The organism is Flavobacterium sp. W22_SRS_FK3 (assembly GCF_052113665.1).
In the GTDB taxonomy this organism is placed as follows: Bacteria; Bacteroidota; Bacteroidia; order Flavobacteriales; family Flavobacteriaceae; genus Flavobacterium.
Map to the genome: position 1 here is coordinate 400,917 of NZ_JBGQOF010000001.1, position 19,440 is coordinate 420,356.

Annotated in this window: 10 protein-coding genes; 9 read left to right on the top strand and 1 reads right to left on the bottom strand. The window is 34.6% G+C overall.

Annotation, left to right across the window (positions count from 1 at the left end):
- Positions 1-32 precede the first annotated feature (32 nt).
- The 8 genes from ACEN2I_RS01865 to ACEN2I_RS01900 all read left to right on the top strand — a co-directional run bounded on the left by ACEN2I_RS01865 (position 33) and on the right by ACEN2I_RS01900 (position 17,230).
- Positions 33-1,064 carry a FecR family protein gene (locus tag ACEN2I_RS01865; RefSeq protein ID WP_441764418.1) on the top strand — a complete coding sequence of 344 codons (1,032 nt, stop codon included), beginning with the start codon at positions 33-35 and terminating at the stop codon, positions 1,062-1,064.
- 141 nt (positions 1,065-1,205) lie between these two features.
- Positions 1,206-4,595, top strand: coding sequence for a TonB-dependent receptor (locus tag ACEN2I_RS01870; RefSeq protein WP_441764419.1), 3,390 nt, complete (start codon positions 1,206-1,208; stop codon positions 4,593-4,595).
- A 10-nt stretch (positions 4,596-4,605) separates the two neighbouring features.
- Positions 4,606-5,970, top strand: coding sequence for a RagB/SusD family nutrient uptake outer membrane protein (locus tag ACEN2I_RS01875; protein WP_441764420.1), 1,365 nt, complete (start codon positions 4,606-4,608; stop codon positions 5,968-5,970).
- A 63-nt stretch (positions 5,971-6,033) separates the two neighbouring features.
- Positions 6,034-6,981 carry an ABC transporter ATP-binding protein gene (locus ACEN2I_RS01880; RefSeq protein WP_441764421.1) on the top strand — a complete coding sequence of 316 codons (948 nt, stop codon included), beginning with the start codon at positions 6,034-6,036 and terminating at the stop codon, positions 6,979-6,981.
- A gap of 10 nt (positions 6,982-6,991) precedes the next feature.
- Positions 6,992-9,259 (top strand): Gldg family protein, encoded by a 2,268-nt coding sequence (locus ACEN2I_RS01885; protein WP_441764422.1) that lies wholly within the window; start codon positions 6,992-6,994, stop codon positions 9,257-9,259.
- Positions 9,260-9,372: 113 nt separating this feature from the next.
- Positions 9,373-12,174, top strand: a complete 2,802-nt coding sequence (locus ACEN2I_RS01890; protein ID WP_441764423.1) for a M16 family metallopeptidase — start codon at positions 9,373-9,375, stop codon at positions 12,172-12,174.
- Positions 12,175-12,733: 559 nt separating this feature from the next.
- Entirely contained in the window at positions 12,734-13,180 is a 447-nt protein-coding gene (locus ACEN2I_RS01895) for a response regulator (protein WP_441764424.1), read from the top strand.
- 18 nt (positions 13,181-13,198) lie between these two features.
- Positions 13,199-17,230 (top strand): PAS domain S-box protein, encoded by a 4,032-nt coding sequence (locus ACEN2I_RS01900; RefSeq protein ID WP_441764425.1) that lies wholly within the window; start codon positions 13,199-13,201, stop codon positions 17,228-17,230.
- Between the two features lie 88 nt (positions 17,231-17,318).
- On the opposite strand, the gene ACEN2I_RS01905 is transcribed toward ACEN2I_RS01900, so the two are convergent.
- Positions 17,319-17,975 carry a 3-keto-disaccharide hydrolase gene (locus ACEN2I_RS01905; protein ID WP_441764426.1) on the bottom strand — a complete coding sequence of 219 codons (657 nt, stop codon included), beginning with the start codon at positions 17,973-17,975 and terminating at the stop codon, positions 17,319-17,321.
- Between the two features lie 597 nt (positions 17,976-18,572).
- Between ACEN2I_RS01905 and ACEN2I_RS01910 the strand changes: the two genes are divergently transcribed.
- Entirely contained in the window at positions 18,573-19,121 is a 549-nt protein-coding gene (locus ACEN2I_RS01910) for a type 1 glutamine amidotransferase domain-containing protein (protein ID WP_441764427.1), read from the top strand.
- Positions 19,122-19,440 lie beyond the last annotated feature (319 nt).

Below are 19,440 nucleotides of genomic sequence, written 5' to 3' on the forward strand. Positions count from 1 at the left end.
AAAAAACTACTATTAATTTATAATACTCAAAAATGTATAAAAAAGTATTTGAAGAATTATTTGAAGGTTATCTACAGCATACATTGTCTGAAGTAGAAGAACAGCAGCTTATGGAAATGATAAGAAATGGCATGCATGATGATTTCATACAAGAAAAAATCAGTTTCTTATTGAGAGATCATAAAGACCTAGCATTTTTAGAAAAAGAAAAAGGAGATAATATCCTTACTTATATCCTTTCTGATTCTTCTGTCAAAGTTATTCCGATTAGAGAGAAATCATCTAAAAAGACGTTACGTACTTTATTAGCTATTGCGGCAGCAATTACTGTCTTGTTTGCAGTTAGAAATATTTTCTTTTATAAAAGCTCGCCAGATTATTTAAAAATTGATACTGTAGAACAGTCAGAGGAAAGAAGTCCTGTGTTGGCATTTAGTGGAAAACAGCTGATTCATTTACCTGATGGAAGTACGATTTTGCTCAATGAAAATAGTAGCGTGCAATATAATCAGGATAGTTTTAATGATAAAACAAGAGAGGTAACTTTGTCAGGAGAAGCTTATTTTGATATTAAACGAAATATAACTAAACCATTTATCGTACATACAGGTAAAGTACAAACAAAAGTTTTAGGAACTGCCTTTAATATTAATGCCTATAAATCTTCAAAAAATATACAAGTTACCGTAACACGTGGTAAAGTTCAGGTTGGAGATTTAGATAGGATATATGGTATCATTACTCCTAATCAGCAAATAGTAGTAAATAAAAGCACTTTAGTTCATGAACAAAATAATGTGAATGCTGCAATTGCAGTAGAATGGAAGAGTAATTACCTTATTCTGGATGACCTGAACATGAAAGAGGCAGTTACTATGATTTCTGAAAAATATAAGGTCAAAATTTTATTATCGAATGAAAAAATCAAAAACTGCAGAATAACGGCCAGCTTTCTTAACGAAGAAGACTTAGATCACGTTCTAAAAGTTATATGCAGTGTTATTGAAACGAATTACCATAATGAAAACGGAGTGATTACTCTGGATGGTAAGGGGTGTGAGTAAACAAAACTTAATTTTTAAAACCAGATAAATACGAAACAGAAACTAACCAATTAAATAATAAAAAAGCCATCCAGCTCCTACACCAGATGGCCAAGATTCTTAATAATTAATTCCAGTAACCATTAAAAAACAAGCAAATTTATGAAATTACGCTGTAAAACAACCATGTTTGAAAAGGAAAAGAATAATTCGTTATTCGGCTTTTCAAAAAAAACCATTACAATTATGCGAATCAGTCTATTCCACATTTTCTTATTGACCTGTGGCACGCATATGGTCCTTGCCAATGAAATGAGCGGTCAGAGTTTAGAATCGATATCAGTAGATATTGAACTTCATAATCAGGATCTTAAAACCCTGCTAAAGACAATTGAGAAGAAAACAGGATTACTGTTCGCTTATCAGCCGCAAATCATTAATAATTTTCCAAAAATTAGTACAGAAAAGGGAAGGCGCTCTGTAAGTGATATTCTGGATTCTGTTTTTCAGGGCAGTAATTTAGTGTATAAACAGGTAGATCAAAATGTTATTGTTTATAAAAAAGAAAGTACTAAATCAGAAATTAATAGCAATACTTCAAATAACGCCGAAGCTAATTATTACCTAAGCGGGAAAATTTTAGATGAAAATGGCTTGCCATTACCGGGTGTTAGTGTTTTGCTTGTAGGCAGCAATAAGCACGGTATATCTGATTTTGACGGGCAGTTTTCAATCGAATTATCATCAGGAAAACACGTGCTTAGAATATCTTACTTAGGATATAAAACACAAGAAATTACGGTTGAAAACCAAACAACTGTTACTATTAAAATGCAGCCCGATTTAGCCAAACTGGACGAAGTGGTCATTATTGGTTATGGTACTACAACCAAAAGAACTTCTACCGGATCAGTAGTTAAAATTACTTCTCAGGATATTGAAAAACAGCCAATTACTAATATTCTTCAAAGTTTACAAGGAAGAACCCCGGGAGTTTTTGTTTCTCAGACTTCTGGTTATGCGGGAAGTAATATGAATATCAGTATTCGTGGTCGAAATTCTATTGCAGGAGACAATCTGCCTCTTTATATAATCGATGGTGTTCCTTATATTTCAGACGACATAAAAGAGCAGGTACAGTCAGATCGAGTAATAAGAGGAGCGCAAAAAAGATCAAGCCCGTTAAATATTCTGAATCCAAACGATATTGAGAGTATCGAAATTTTGAAAGATGCAGATGCTACTGCGATATATGGTTCGAGAGGTGCAAATGGTGTTGTGCTGATTACCACCAAAAAAGGAGAGGCCGGAAAAACGGAATTTACTGTTAATACTGCTTCCGGTATATCTGATGTGGCGCATAAGATAAAAACCTTAGATACAGCTACTTATTTAAATATGCTTCGTACAGCGTTAACCAATGCAAATGCAAATCCAAGTAATTCCAGCACGGGAATAGCTCTTACGGATTTTGATCCAAATGCTTATACGGACTGGCAGGAAAAATTAATAGGGGGCTCTGCAACATTTAACGATTTTTCAGGAAGCTTAAAAGGAGGGAACGACACGACTAATTTTTTATTAAGTGCTGCCTATCATAACGAAAATACTGTTTTACCAGGAGATTTTGGTTACAATAAATTTTCTACCAATTTTAATGTAAATCATTATACTTTAAACAAAAAACTAAAGATAGGAGCTTCTGTTATTTTTGCTTCGGATAAAAATAAACTGCCATTTTATGACATTACCAATTATGCTGTAAATACGGCACCAAATCACCCTATTTATAACCCTGACGGTACCTATTATTGGTCTCCTACTTATAACAGTGCCATAAATCCAATTGCTGCCCTTACCAGAAGAGTAGAAGATCAGGGAACAAATTTAATTACAAATGTAAGTGCTACATTGGATCTGGCTAAGGGATTGTCTCTTAAAACCGATTTAGGATATGGAAGAGCACAATCGACTTCTGAACAATTTTTACCTTCATCAGGTATGAACAATGTGTATTACACAGCTAATAATATTTCACTTAACGCGTCAAGATCTTATACTCTTTCTATAAACAACACGAATAATTTTACGTTTGAACCGCAATTAAATTACGCCACTTCTTTATGGAAAGGTAATCTTACTGCCTTGGTTGGAGGCTCTTGGCAAAACAGAAAATCAGAAATGCCTTCTTACGTAAGTTCATCAGTATACAGTTCTGATAACCTTATTGGGATTACAGGTTCTGCAGGAAATGTAACTTCTTTTAACGGTTCATCTGAATATAAATATGTTTCTCTTTTTAGCAGGGTAAATTATAATATATTAAATAAATACATTCTTAACGTAACCTTTAGAAGGGATGGTTCTTCAAAATTTGGAGAAAACAAGCGTTATGGCGATTTTGGATCTATAGGTGGCGCATGGGTTTTTTCAGAAGAAAAATTCTTAAAAGACAACTCATGGTTGAGTTTTGGTAAAATTCGTTCCAGTTACGGTAAAATCGGTAGTGATGATATCGGCGATTATGGTTATGCTTCGACTTATCAAACCAGTACTTATGGCGTTGGAAATTCGGCTATGGTATCAGCCCGAATTGCAAATCCAAATTATCAATGGGAAATTACCAATAAATTTGAAGCGGCATTAGACTTGGGTTTCCTACAAGACAGAATCTCTTTTACTGCGGCCTATTACAAAAACGTTTCTTCCAATCAATTAGTTCCGTATACGCTTAGTCCACAAGCAGGGTTTCTTAGTTATCAGGCAAACTTAGGTGCTAAAGTTGAAAATTCAGGATTAGAATTTACGTTAACCACGACTAATATTCGAAATAAAAACCTGAACTGGAGTACTTCGTTTAATATTTCTAAAAATAAGAATACTTTGGTTTCTTTTCATAATATAGAAACGTCGTCATATTTCAGTACATATGTAGTAGGGAATCCATTAAATAGTTTGTATTTGTTGAATTACACAGGTGTCAATGCAGCTGGTATTCCGCAATTTGAAGATGTTAACGGTGATGGAAGAATTTCTTCAGGATTTGCAGATACAGGCGTTGGAGATAGAAAATACCAAGGGCCTACTTATCCGGACTATTATGGAGGAATCTCAAACTCAATTTCTTACAGAGGATTTGCACTTGACTTTTTATTTCAATTTGTAAAACAAGATGGAAGAAATTTGATGTCGTCCATTGGTGTACAGCCAGGATATCCGTACGGCCTTGCTAATTATCAGGTAGATGAATACAGGGATTATCTGGCTCAGGGAAATGTGTTGAGTTCAAATTATCAGTCGAGTTTCTTTAATTACTTAGGATCAACAGCTACAGTTGTAGACGCATCTTACATTAAACTAAAAAATGTAAGTGCTTCATACACTATTCCTTTGAATGAAAGTACTAAAAAAGTAATACAGAATATTCGTGTTTCACTACAAGGCCAAAATTTAGTAACGTTTACCAAATACAAAGGGTTTGACCCTGAAACGCAAGGTTTAAATTTACCTCCCTTACGTACTGTGACGCTTGGAACTCAGTTAACATTTTAAATCTAAAAACATGAAAAATAATTCTATAAAATACACGTATATATTTTCGTTTTTTCTTTTATTGGGATTAACGGGCTGTGATGAAATGCTTGAAGTTGAAATCCCTAAGCAACAGATGGAATCTGAAAATATTTATGTTTCAGAAGTCACTGCCGAGGCTACTATAAACGGCATTTACCAGAGTATGGTAACGGGTTTAAGTTTTGTTAGCAACATTCACGCTTTGCCTGGAGAAACATCAGATGAACTGATATTAAGATCTCAGCTTACAGATGTTTATACCACAAATGAAATAATAGAAACAGATGGCTCTGTAAGTGCAATGTGGACAGATTTTTACAAAACCATATACAATGCAAACAAAGCAATTGAAGGTCTAAAGGCCAGTACAACTCTTAGTCCTGACAAAAAGAAGCACTGGATCGCCGAAGCAAAATTTGTAAGAGCGTATTGTTATTTTTATATGACTAATTTCTGGGGCGATGTTCCTTTGATTATAACTACAGATGTAGACAAAACGGCTTTAGCACCACGAAATACTCAAACTGAAATTTATACTCAGATTTTGCTGGATTTAACAGAAGCTTCCAATGATCTTCCTATTAATTACAGCAACTACGGTAATCTGCGTATCAGAGCTACAAAATGGGCAGCTGAAGCATTATTGGCAAGAGTAAATCTTTATTTAGGGAAATGGACAGAAGCTGCAGCTCATGCCAGCTCAGTAATTGGTGAAAACGGTACTTATAAAATCATTACCGGATTAACAGCTAATAACAGTCCTTTTATTGCTGACAATACAGAATCAATCCTGCAAATTCCCTATTTCAATACAGCTTATTCCTACGAAGGTGGTGCTTTGTTTTCTTCGGGAGGAAAATATATACTTAGAAAAGGGGCTACTCTGTTTGAAACAGGCGATGCCAGAAAAACGAATTGGACAGATCCTGTTACCGGAACTACATTTTTAGCACCAAGAAAATATAAAAATGCATTTGTTGCTACTCCTGTAGAACGTTCAACAGTACTTCGTTTAGCTGAACTGTATTTGATAAGGGCCGAAGCAAGGGTGAAATTAAATGATATTACCGGAGCTCAGCAAGATATTAATGTAATCCGAAACAGAGCTTTACTAGACAACACTACTTTAACAGATCCGAATCAATTACTGGATTTAATTGCCTTAGAAAGAGAACGCGAACTTTTTACGGAGTTCGGTCACAGATGGTTCGATCTTAAAAGAACCGGAAAAGCCGACGAGGTTTTAGGAGCAATTACCGGAAAAATATGGGCTGGAACCGATAAACTGTACCCTATACCGGATTCTGCTAGACGCTCTAATCCTTTCCTTACTCAAAACTTAGGATACAACTAAATCATTTAAAAATTTACTCCGGAATGCTTTTTTATGAAGCATTCTGGAGATTTAAAGAACACTATGGAAACAACAATTGTAAGAGTTGAGGACTTGTCGCATCAATATAGCAAGGATTGGGCAATACAAAATATCAGTTTTGAAATCAAAGAAAACAGAATTTTAGGTCTTTTAGGATCTAACGGTGCTGGGAAATCAACTACGATGAATATTCTTTGCGGCGTTTTAAACCAAACCCACGGAAATATATTTATTGACGGAATTAACCTGAAAGAAAACCCTGTTGAAGCTAAAAAACTAATTGGTTTTTTGCCACAGACACCACCTTTGCATTTAGATTTAACAGTAAACGAATATTTGATTCACTGTGCAGAATTGCGTCATGTTAAAAAAGAAGATTTGCATAGTGCTGTTGAAAAAACCAAAGAAAAATGCGGTATTGCACATTTCAGCAACCGATTAATAAAAAACTTATCTGGCGGTTACAGACAGCGTGTGGGAATTGCACAAGCCATTATTCACGAACCAAAACTGGTAGTTTTAGATGAGCCAACAAACGGATTAGATCCAAACCAAATTTTAGAAGTCAGAAACTTAATCAAGAAAATCGCTAAAGATAAAGCCGTAATATTTTCTTCACATATTCTGTCTGAAGTTCAGGCAACTTGTCAGGACATCAGAATGATTGAGAACGGACACATGGTTTTTTCAGATACGCTGGATGCTTTCAATAATTATATAGAAGCTGACAAATTAACGGCAAGTTTCGAAAATCCACCAACAATCGAGGCCTTAACTGCAATCGATGAAGTCACAGCGGCAGTTTATCTTTCTTCTAAAAAAGTACAAATTACTTTTAAAGGAACACAGGAAGTGGCAGAAAAAATTGTAGCACTGAGCGTTTCTAATAATTGGAAATTACGGGAAATTCAATTTGAAAAGGTATCTCTTGATGAAATTTTCGCTCAGTTGTCTAAAAAAGCACCTTCTAAAAACGCTATTCTTTCTTAAAAAAAAACAAATGAAAACAATATACAGAATCGCTAAAACAGAACTCAACACCATGTTCTATTCGCCTGTTGCATGGGTCGTTTTAGTTATATTTTCCATTCAGTCCAACTGGAAATTCTTCGAATTAATTGAACGTTTTGAAAAATCGCAAAAATTAGGCAATGACATGAACAATTTGTCTCACGTTATTTTTTCAGGGTTTATGGGGTTGTTTACAGAAATGCAGACTTATTTATACCTGTATGTTCCGTTATTAACGATGGGTTTAGTGAGTCGTGAAATTAACAGCGGATCTATAAAACTACTGTTTTCTTCTCCAATAAAAATCAAGGAAATCGTATTAGGGAAGTACCTCGCCATTGCAGCTTACTGCTCGCTCTTTGTGGTCATATTAGGATTGCAGGTAGTAATTGCTTATTTCTCTGTTGATAATTTAGATTTAAAATTTACTATTTCAGGTCTCATCGGCTTGTATTTACTGGTTTGTACCTATGCTGCTATTGGTCTTTTTATGTCTTGTTTGACTTCTTATCAGGTGGTGGCTGCCATCAGTACTTTGGTGGTTTTGGCAGGCTTAAATTTTATTGGAAAATTATGGCAGGATGTCGAGTTTGTAAAGGATATTACCTATTTTCTTTCTATCTCAGGTCGTGCCAATGAAATGCTGGAAGGACTCTTAATTAGTAAAGATATATTTTACTTTATTTTGGTTAGTACACTTTTTATTGGACTGAGTATCTATAAATTACAAACTGGCCGAGACGCACAATCTATGGGGCAAAGAGTTGCTAAGTATACTGCATTAATAACCGTTGTTTTGGCATTGGGTTATATTACATCAAGAGCATCACTTACACTGTACTATGATATGACCCGCACTAAAGACAGGACCCTTACGGCGGCAAGTTTAGATATAGTCAAAAAAATAGAGGGTCCGGTTAAAATAGTAACCTATGTTAACTTATTAGATATAAACTATGCCATGGCTATGCCCTATTCGCAAAATTATGACTTGGCCCGCTTTGAGCAATATACACGATTTTTACCTCAGATAGAGATGCAATATGTCTACTATTACGATACCTCAAACAATGAAGCTTTATATGCCCAGAATCCGGGATTAAATGATAAGCAGCTGACAGATAAAATGATTGAAACACAGGGTTTAAAGATAAAAAAAATATATTCCCCAGCAGAAATTAAGAAAATTATCGATTTAGGTCCTGAACAAAATCGTGTAGTGAGAACGGTAGAATATAATGGACAGAAAACATTTTTAAGAATGTATGATGACATGTTCAAAGCTCCTAGTGAAAGAGAAATCTCTGCAGCCTTAAAACGTTTAATAGTTCCTGCTCCTAAAATTGTTTTTGCAACCGGAAACATGGAACGAAGCGTTGACAAAAACGGAGATAAAAATTACAAGACAGGATTCAATGAAATTACTTTCAGATTTTCTTTAATCAATCAGGGATTTGATGTTGCTTCTGTAGATATTAATGCACAGAATATTCCGGAAAACACCAATATTTTAATTATTGCTGATCCAAAAACACAATTAAGCCAGGGTGCCATTGACCGAATTTCTAAATATATCGACGAAGGTAAAAATTTAATGCTTTTAGCAGAACCTGAAACGAATTCGGCATTGGCTGCCATTACCGATAAATTAGGTATTGGTTTTACCAAACAGACATTGGTACAGGAAAGTGAAATCAATTCACCGGATTATTTGGTTACGGAATTTCAAAGAAATATTGATCCGGCTTTAATTAAGTTTAGCCCTAATCCAAATAATAGCCCAATTCCGCTTTTAGGAAGCAGCGGGATCAAAATAATTAAGGATACAGGATTTAAAGTAACCCCGCTTTTAAAAACCAATAACCAACCGGCCTGGGAATCTCAGACGGGAATACCATCGGTTTCACCGGAATTGAAAAATCAGCCTTCTGTAAAATCAGTTCCTTTAGTGGCAGCCTTAACCAGAAACAGTAAGGGGAAATCCCAAAAGATAATTGTAGCCGGAGATGCAGATTTTATGGGGAATGCTGAGTTGAGCCGTGGCGGTTCTGGAACATTTCAGTTTGTAACCGATATTTTTAGCTGGTTTAGCAATTATGAATTTCCAATTGATACAACGCGTCCTGAAAACATTGATAAAAAGCTAACGATAACATCTAATCAGGTCTTTATCAGTAAAATTGTCTTCATCGGACTGTTTCCTTTATTGATCATATTGAGTGGTGCTTTTATTTTAATTAGAAGAAACAGAAGATAAAATCACCTTTTGGTGTCGTTGGAAATGAGATAACCATTTATTTTTTGCTCCCAATCAAAAAATAACCTAACTGACTTTTTTAACGGCATCAATTGGATAAAAAAACAAAAAAAATGACTAAAAAAAATATCATCATTGGGATTCTGCTGCTGTCTTTTCACGGAGCATTTTCTCAATTCAAAACCACAATTCCGCTGGATAAAAATGTTACGACCGGAAAATTAAAAAACGGTTTAACCTATTATATCCTGCATAACGAAGAACCAAAAGACAGAGCGAGTTTTTACTTTGTTCAGAATGTTGGCGCTATTTTAGAAGATGACAATCAAAACGGATTAGCCCATTTTCTCGAACATATGGCTTTTAACGGAACAGAACATTTTAAAGGTAAAGGAATCATTAAAATGCTGGAAAAAAATGGCGTAAGTTTTGGTAAAGATATCAATGCTTACACAGCTCAGGACGAAACAGTTTATAACATTAGTTCTGTTCCTGTTACGAACGAAAAACTAATCGATTCTACCCTTTGGGTTTTACATGACTGGTCTGGTTCTCTTTCTTTAACAGATGAAGAGATTGATGCAGAAAGAGGCGTTATCAGAGAAGAATGGAGAACCAGACGCACAAGCAGTTTTCGTTTAAAAATGCAAACAGATCAAGTTTTATACAAAGGTTCAAAATATGCAAAACGCGATGTAATTGGCGATTTAGATATTATCAATAACTTTAAATATACTGAACTTAGAAACTATTATAAAAAATGGTACAGACCCGATTTGCAGGCTGTCATAGTAGTGGGCGATATTGATGTGAAAGCCATGGAAGAAAAGGTGAAAAATATTTTTTCAGGTATTCCGCTTGCGAAAAAACCGGCAGAACGAAACTATTTTGAAATTCCTAAGCATAATGAATTGTATTTTGGAACGGCCGCTGATAAAGAAGCTTCTTCAACTTTAATTACATTACGATATATTCTGGATGAACCTTTGGTAAGAGACAGCATTGTAAGCCGTAAAAATGCTATGAACTCTTTTTATACCAGCATATTAAACAATCGTTTAAAAGAATTACTATTAAAAAACCAAAGTGCTAGTCTAAACTTTCAAAGTTACTTTGCACCTATTTCCAGACTCAACACTTCATTTAATATTTCAGCCGAAGGCAAAAAAGGTAAAACTGTCGAAGCCTTTGAAGAAGCCTTTGAAGAAGCAGAACGCTTAAAACGTTTTGGTGCTGTACAAGCCGAATTAGACCGGACCAAAAAACTTTTTATAAGCTCATACGATGATTTTATAAGTAATAAAGATAAAATTGATAATGAAACATGGGCAGGCAAATTCACTGATTATTTCTTAAAAGCAAAACCATTTCAATCGCCTGAAGAGGATTATAAACTGATTGTGGGTATTATAAAAAGCCTTTCATTGGAGGAATTGAACGCTTATATAAAAACGATTCAGAAACCAACAAATCAGGTAGTTTTAGTTACTGGTTCAGATCAGAACAAAAATGATTTCCCAACAAAAGATGCTATTGTAAATGTGATGAAAAAGGTGGAAAGGATGACTTTGGAACCTTATACAAAAAAAGTCAATAATGCGCCTTTAATAGAAAAAGAATTAAAAACGGCTGCCATCAAAAAAACATTTGAAGTAGCCGGAATAAAAGACTCAAAAGGTTATATTTTAGCAAATGATGCAAAAGTAGTTGTGCTTCCAACGACTTATTCACAAGATCAGATTGTGTTCTCTGCTTTTTCAAGAGGAGGTAAATCTTTGGTGAAAACAGAAGATTTAACATCTGCAGAAATTGCAACAACACTGGCAAGGTCTTCCGGACTTGGAAATTTTGATAATATTGGTTTAAAAGAAAAACTAACTGGCAAAGTAGCACAGTCTGCTCCCTTTATTGGTGCAAACACGCAGGGTTTTCAGGGAGGCTCAAACAAAGCCGATTTTGAAACCATGCTGCAATTGCTTTATCTTTCTTTTGAAGCGCCACGATTTGATGCGAATATTTTCAGTATCCTGAAAGAACAATATAAAAATCGCATGGAAACCATCAAAAAAGATAACGGAAGCGCTTTTAAAGACAGTATTGATTTGGCAAATTCGAATCATAATCCAAGAACTTTTCTCTTCAACGATAAATTTCTGGAGACGATTGATCTGAAAAAAGCGGAAAACATATACCGTGACCGATTTAAAAACGCGGCTGGCTTCACGTTTATTTTTGTCGGAAATATTCCGGAATCCGGATTGGAATTAATTCAGAAATACATCGGGAATTTAAAATCAAATCCAGCTTTAAAAGAAAATTTTGTAGATCATAACATTGAACCTAAAAAGGGAAAAACAGTTGTTCATTTTAAACGCCCAATGGAAGTTCCTAAGACCACTGTTTATCTAAACTTAACAGGAAAGACAGCGTACAGCAAAGAAAATGCCTTGTCAATGTATGTTATTGGGGAAATATTATCAAAACGATTCCTGCAGACCATCAGAGAAGAAGAGGGGGGCAGTTACGGGGTAAGCGTTGGAGGTAATCTTGAGTTAATTCCTGAGCCAACTTTTAGTCTTGCACTTACTTTTGACTGTAATCCTGAAAAAGAAGAAAAATTGATGCAGATTGTCTGGAAAGAATTAAACGATTTAAAATCGAATCCGGTTAATGCAAATGATTTGGAAGACATTAAAAAAGCGCTTTTAAAAAACAGAGAAGAATCGCTTAAAAACAATTCTTTCTGGAACACCACGCTGTATAACAATAGTTTAAATCAGATTCCTTTTTTGCAGGATGAAGAATATAAAAATATAATTTCTAAAATTAATCAGAAAACTATTCAGCAGTTTAGTAAGCACGTTTTGGATAGTTCTAGTAGTGTTGAAGTGATTATGAGTCCTGAACCCCAATAAAGGATAATATGAACTTTAACATACATTTTTTTATTTTAATTAGTTTTAAAGGCTGTCTGATAAAGACAGCTTTTTTTAGTTATGGCCGGTATATTCTGTAATTGACAGCAATATTCAGAAAGTTAATCGTTATAACCGAATTTATATGATAGATTTTTTCAGAATAACTACAGTGTTTTGAAAATACTTGCTGGAAACAATGTTCGAATAAGGGTAATTTCATTTTGATAAATATAAATCATTTCGAAGAAATTGAATAAGTAGCTTCTGTTGAAGAAAAAACAATAAACAACTTAATGTAAGTTAAGGCTTCCAGTTAAAATCAAATCTTTAATAAAAATCAAAATTACTTTACCAATAATTTGCAAAGTACTTCAAACAAAAAGATTGTAGAATTTCATTCCAAAACGTTAAATTTATCGGTATAGTATTGACTATTGATATCGAAATTAGTTTTATCTTAGCAGGGATAAAAACTTTTTTTGATTCGAATTTATTACAAAAGAATACAAAAAATGATTTTAAACCGGATCAAAACAATTAAATTATCCCGCACAAAATGAATAAACAGATTTACAATCTTCTCTTAGCAGACGATGACGAAGACGATTGTATTTTTTTTAAGGAAGCACTTGATGATCTATCGGCTCCTGTAACTCTTATGACCGTTAATGATGGTGTGGAGCTTATGGATCATTTGACTGTAGCGGTTTCAGATTTACCAGATCTGCTTTTTCTGGATTTAAACATGCCGCGAAAAAACGGGCACGAATGTCTGACGGAAATAAAAAAAATAGACGAGTTGAAAAACCTTCCTGTTATTATTTTTTCAACTTCACTTGATAGTGAAATTGTAAATACAATGTATGACAAAGGCGCTTTATACTATATTCGCAAACCTGGAGATTTTTATAAATTAAAACAAGTAATAGGCAATGCACTTAAGGTTATTTGTGAAAATAATTTCAAAAAGCCCGAAAGAGAGAATTTTATTCTTCAACCCTAAAATAGTATTTGGATACGCATGACAAATAAAGAGCATTATTTTCTTGAAGGCGGTGGTGAGATGGGACAGCTCATTAGAAGTAAGGACTGGAGCAAAACACCAGTAGGTGATCCGGATGCATGGCCACAAAGTCTTCGTACGACGCTCAGTATTATTTTAAATTCAAAATTTCCAATGTTTCTCTGGTGGGGAGAAGAACTTACTTGTTTTTACAACGATGCGTACCGCCCGAGCCTTGGAGAAGAAGGCAAACACCCAAAAATATTAGGACAAAAAGCAGAAGAAGCCTGGTCTGAGATCTGGCCCGTTATATTTCCTCTTATTCAGCAGGTATTAGCCGGTGAAGGATCTACATGGAGTGAAAATCAGCTTATTCCAATATTTCGAAATGGCAAACTTGAAGATGTCTATTGGACATTCAGTTACAGTCCCGTTCGCAATGAATCCGGAAAAATTGCAGGAGTAATGGTCATCTGTAATGAAACAACAGAAAGTATAACTTCTCTTAAAAAATTAGAAGAAAGCAATAACCGCTATTTAAGCAATATCATTCAGGCGCCAACAGCCATGTGTGTTTTTAGAGGAAAAAACCATGTTGTTGAAATTGTAAATGACATGATGCTTGAGATTTGGGGAAAAAATAAAGAAGAAGTCATAAATAAACCCATATTTGAAGGCTTACCTGAGGCAAAAGGGCAAGGTTTGGAATTACTGCTTGATAAGGTTTATGAAACAGGGGAAAAATTTGCTGCAAATGAACATCCTGTTAATCTTCCCCGAAACGGGAAAATAGAAACTACTTACATCAATTTTGTATACGAGGCATTAAAAGACGCCGATGGAACCATTTCCGGTATAGTAGCAATAGCCATAGAAGTAACGGAACAAATAATATCCCGTTCAAAAATAGAGGAAAGTGAGCATAAAACAAGGGCCTTGGTAGAAAATGCTCCCTTTGCCATTGCAGTTTACACTGGTGAAGAAATGATTATCGAGCTGGCCAACGAATCCATTATTAATATTTGGGGAAAAGGTAATGATGTAATAGGAAAATCATTTATGGATCTTTTGCCCGAACTCACCAACCAGCTGGTATTTGAGCAGATTAAAAATGTTTATAAGACTGGTGTGCCATTTCATACAGAAAATACACCACTGGATTTACTGGTTGATGGAAAGTGGGGGACTTATTATTTTAATTACGAATTTACGCCCTTATATGATTTAAAAGGAAACATATATGGCGTTATGAATACCGGAATTGACCTGACCGACCTAAACCTGGCAAAGAAAAGGGTGGAAGAAAGTGAAGAAAATATTCGCAGCATGGTACTGCAGTCACCTATTGGTATTTGTGTATTGGATGCCGCAACTTTGGTAACCGAAACAGTCAACGACAGTTTTATTGAAATAGCCGGTAAACCTTATGAGGACATAGCCGGTAAATATTATTGGGATTCATTCGCTGAGGTAAAACCATATTATGAGGAGGCTCTTAAAAATGTAGTAGAAAAAGGTGTCCCTTTTTATATCAATGAAGTCGAAATGATACTTGTTCGGCATGGAAGAGAGGAAACTATATATGTAACTTTTGTTTATGCTCCGCTTAAAAATAGGGAGGGGAAAGTAAAAAAAGTAGCGATTTGGGTTTTGGACAATACGCCTCAGGTAATAGCAAGACGTACAATTGAAGAGGCTAATAAACGTTTCAAAAATACAGTCAAACAAGCTCCTGTTGGAATTACTATTTTAAGAGGTAATGACTATGTGGTAGAAATGGCCAATGAAGCTTATTTGAAACTGGTTGACAGAGACGAAACTTTTTTAGTAGGTAAACCGCTATTTGATTCCTTGCCCGAAGTTAAAGAAACGGTAAGTGCTCTCTTGAAAGATGTTTTAAATACGGGCACTCCATATCACGGAAATGAAGTGCCGATTCCAATAAAAAGACAGGGTATAGAAGATATATATTACTTTGATTTTCTTTACCATCCGCTAAAAGAAGAAAACGGTGAAATTTCTGGTATCATAGTAACAGTAACAGAAGTAACAGAAAAAGTAGAATCTAAAAAGAAGACAGAGCAAAACGAGCAACGACTTAACATTATAGTAGAAGCCAGCGAACTTGGTACATGGGAACTGAATGTAAAAACAAAAGAACTGCACTATTCTAACAGATATCTTGAGATTATCGGGGGATATAAAGAACATAGACATTTATCTCATGAACAATTAATTAAACATATTTATCAGGAGGATCTGCATATTAGAGAAAGAGCATTTAAACATGCCATTGCTACCGGAAATCTTTATTATGAAACAAGGGTAATATGGAACGATAAATCCATTCATTGGGTAGAAGCCAAAGGAAAAGTTTTCTATGATGATGATAATAACCCCGAAAGATTATTAGGTACTGCCAGAGATATAACAGAACTGAAAAAACACCAGCAGGAACTCGAAGAAAGCGAACAAAAATTCAGGCTTCTTGCCAGTTCAATGCCACAGCATATTTGGACATCGGACACAGAAGGTAACCTGAATTATTATAACCAATCTGTTTATACTTATTCTGGTCTAACCCCACAACAAATAAATGAGAAGGGCTGGCTGCAAATTGTGCATCCTGATGACAGGGAAGAAAATATAAAAGCATGGATGGATTCCATCGCTACCGGAAAAGATTTTTTATTCGAACACCGTTTCAAAAGGTATGATGGTGTATACCGCTGGCAATTAAGCCGGGCTACTCCGCAGATTGATGAAAATGGAAAAATACAAATGTGGGTAGGTACAAGTACTGACATAGAAGATCAAAAAACGTTTACTAATGAGCTGGAAAGACAGGTAAGAGAGCGAACAAAAGAACTTGTCTTATTAAACGAATCCCTTGAAAAGAGTGAAGAACGTTACCACTTAATGGTTGAAGACGTACAAGACTATGCCATCTTGTACCTAAGTCCCGAGGGTATAATTGAGAACTGGAATCAGGGAGCTCAAAAAATAAAAGGGTATAAAGCAGAAGAAATTATCGGTAAAAATTTCTCTATTTTTTATATTGAATCAAATAGAAAAGCAGGCCTTCCTCAAAAATTATTAAAATTAGCTCAGGAAAAAGGAAAGACAAACCACGAAGGCTGGCGCGTTCGAAAAAATGGCAGTCTTATCTGGGCAAGTGTTGTCATTACTGCTGTACATGACAAAAAAAAGAACCTTATAGGATTTTCAAAGGTTACACACGACCTTACTGAAAAGAAAAAGGCTGACGATAAACTAAAACTAAACAGATTAGAACTTCAGCAAAAAAATGCAGAATTAGAGCAAATGAATAAGGAGCTTCAGTCTTTTGCGTATATCTCTAGTCATGATCTGCAAGAACCTTTAAGAAAAATCCAGACTTTTGCCAGTCAGATTATTGATAAGGAATCTGATAACTTATCTGATGTTGGAAAAGATAAATTTCAAAGGATGCAGCATGCGGCAAAACGAATGCAGACCTTAATTAATGATCTTTTAGCGTATTCCAGAACTAATGTTCAGGAAAGAATATTTGAAAAAACAGATCTGTCTAAAATCATTGATGAGGTAAAAGAAGATCTGAGAGAGGAATTGGAACAAAACGGTGCTGTCATCGAAAAATTTAAAACGTGTGTAGTAGATGTCATCCCGTTTCAGTTTAGGCAGCTGTTGTACAACCTGATCAGCAATGCTATTAAATTCGCTAAACAGGATACTCCTGCCGTGATAAAAATTGATAGCGAAATATTTAAAGGGGCAGCCATTAATAATGATAAGGCTAAAGCCAGTATCGATTATTGCCAAATTAGGGTATCAGACAACGGCATTGGTTTTGATCAGCAATACAGTGCCAAGATATTTGAAGTGTTTCAGCGCTTACACGGAAAACTCGAATATACAGGAACAGGAATCGGACTGGCTATTGTTAAAAAAATTGTTGAAAACCATAACGGATTCATTACAGCCAGCGGTGAGCCAGACAAAGGAGCTACTTTTGATATTTATATTCCTGTAAATGAAATTAAAAATTGAATTTCTAAATTGAACTTTGTCATAGAATAACGTTTTTTCACTAGCAGTTTATCGTAAGAGGAAATGAATTTGCAAAAAGTATGTTTTTTTACTCTTTCGAAATGTTTTTTATCTGGATATTTTTGAAATCAATTGGAGAACCTTCATAATTGAGAGAAATTTTACCTTCTGTTGCAGTAGCTTCTGTCCCTTCGTTTACGAGTTTTCCATTCAGGTACTGCGTAATTTTTCCGTTGAAGGATCTGATAACAATCATGTTCCAATCACCATACGGATTTTCGTTTTCAAGAAATTTGGCAGAAGTAACACTGGCTCCCGGTTCAACCTGTTTGCCGTTTACTTTTGCCGTAACCTGATCTAAAAAAATAAAATCACCCGTAGTATTTTCTTTAATTTGAAACTGGATTCCTTTTGGCCAGATTTTATCAGGATAATCTGACGGAATGTTGTACATCACACCGCTATTTTTCTTGTTCTTTGTTTTATATTGCTCTTCAATATTCCATCTGTATGCTAAACTAAGCTCAAAATTAGTATAACTTTTTTTAGACATTAAATACCCGTTTGTGTCACCGTACATTCTGATCATGCCGTTAGTGCATTCATAAGCCTCTGAAGGCTGAAGTCTTTCAGTACTGTTTTTTGTAAAAGCATACCAGTCATTAATAGACAGGCTTTTTTGTTGAACACCACATGAACTTAAAATTAAAAGAAAGGCAATAGCAGTAGTTGTTTTTTGAAACATAAATTTAAATGTAAAGCAAAATGGATCTAAGTGTTTAAAACGGTAAAAGTAAGGAATACAAAATCGTATTAAAAATTATTATTCTTAAAGAGATGACTTATAAAGTTATTATAACATTATTGCAATTTTAGTTTAGAATAGTAACAACATAACCTTTTTATCTGTACTAGTTTGCAAAAAATAACGAGATGCTAAACCAAGACGAGTGATATTAAACAGTAAATGCACATTTACGGGAAAAATTAGAAAAATTATTTTTGGCATGAAGCATGTTTTTAGTGTTCTTGCAAAATAGAAAAAACAGATAGTCAAAGCGATTCTTCTTTTACTTCGTAAGTGGTATTTCTCGTTTTCCTGAAATGCTTTTATTTTTGAGGTAACTAATTAGGAGAATTTTTTTCGTGGCTTTCATGCTATAAAATAATAAACTGGATTGATACCAATCTTACATAATTTTGGTTTAATTTTTAATAAAAAACTGTAAAACAATTAATTAACTTTTATTAAAGAAAGGTTTAACAAGCTCTGTTTTTGCAGGCTGTCTTAAATAAGTAATTTTAATTAAGTAAATTAATAACATTTTAAATATTTTAAATTATGAAAAAGAATATAGCCATATTAGCCACAAACGGTTTTGAAGAATCAGAATTAGCATCGCCTAAAGCCTATCTCGAAGAGCAAGGGTGGAATGCAGATATTATCAGTTTAAAATCAGGAACGATCAAAGCCTGGAAAGATGGTAATTGGAGCAACGAATACAATGTTGATGTCGTATTAGATCAGGCAAATGAAGCTGATTACGATGCTTTGGTTCTTCCGGGAGGAGTTATAAATCCTGATTTATTAAGAAGAGAAGAGGCTGCCGTAAATTTTGTTCGTGCCTTTTTTAAAAGTAAAAAACCAGTAGCGGCTATTTGTCACGGCCCTCAAATTCTGGTAGATGCGGATGTTTTAGAAGGCCGAAAAGTAACGTCGTTCTTCTCTGTTAAAAACGATTTGAAAAATGCCGGAGCACAATGGGAAGACTCAGAAGTAGTCGTAGACAATGGATTGGTGACCAGCCGAAACCCGAATGATTTACCCGCTTTTAATAAAAAAATGGTGGAAGAAATTAAAGAAGGAAAACACGAGCGTCAGACAGTGTAAAAAGATGATTTTTAATTAGATTCATCAAGTTATAAAAAATGCAAGATCAATTTTGGTCTTGCATTTTTTTGTAATTGTCAGTTAGAAAAAATCTTACTCATATCCATAATTAAAGCGTTTGCAACAGCATATTAGGCGGACTAACATAACAGTCTCTGGTCTTACTTACACATACTGGTGCTCGTTTGTAACGAGTACCTACTGTTAAGTAGCGAAAATAAAGCGTTTGCAACGCCGCATTATATAAACATACATTCTTAAAAAGTTTTAGCAGTACTATCAACAACGTTATATTTCGGATAATATTTTTATTTAAATG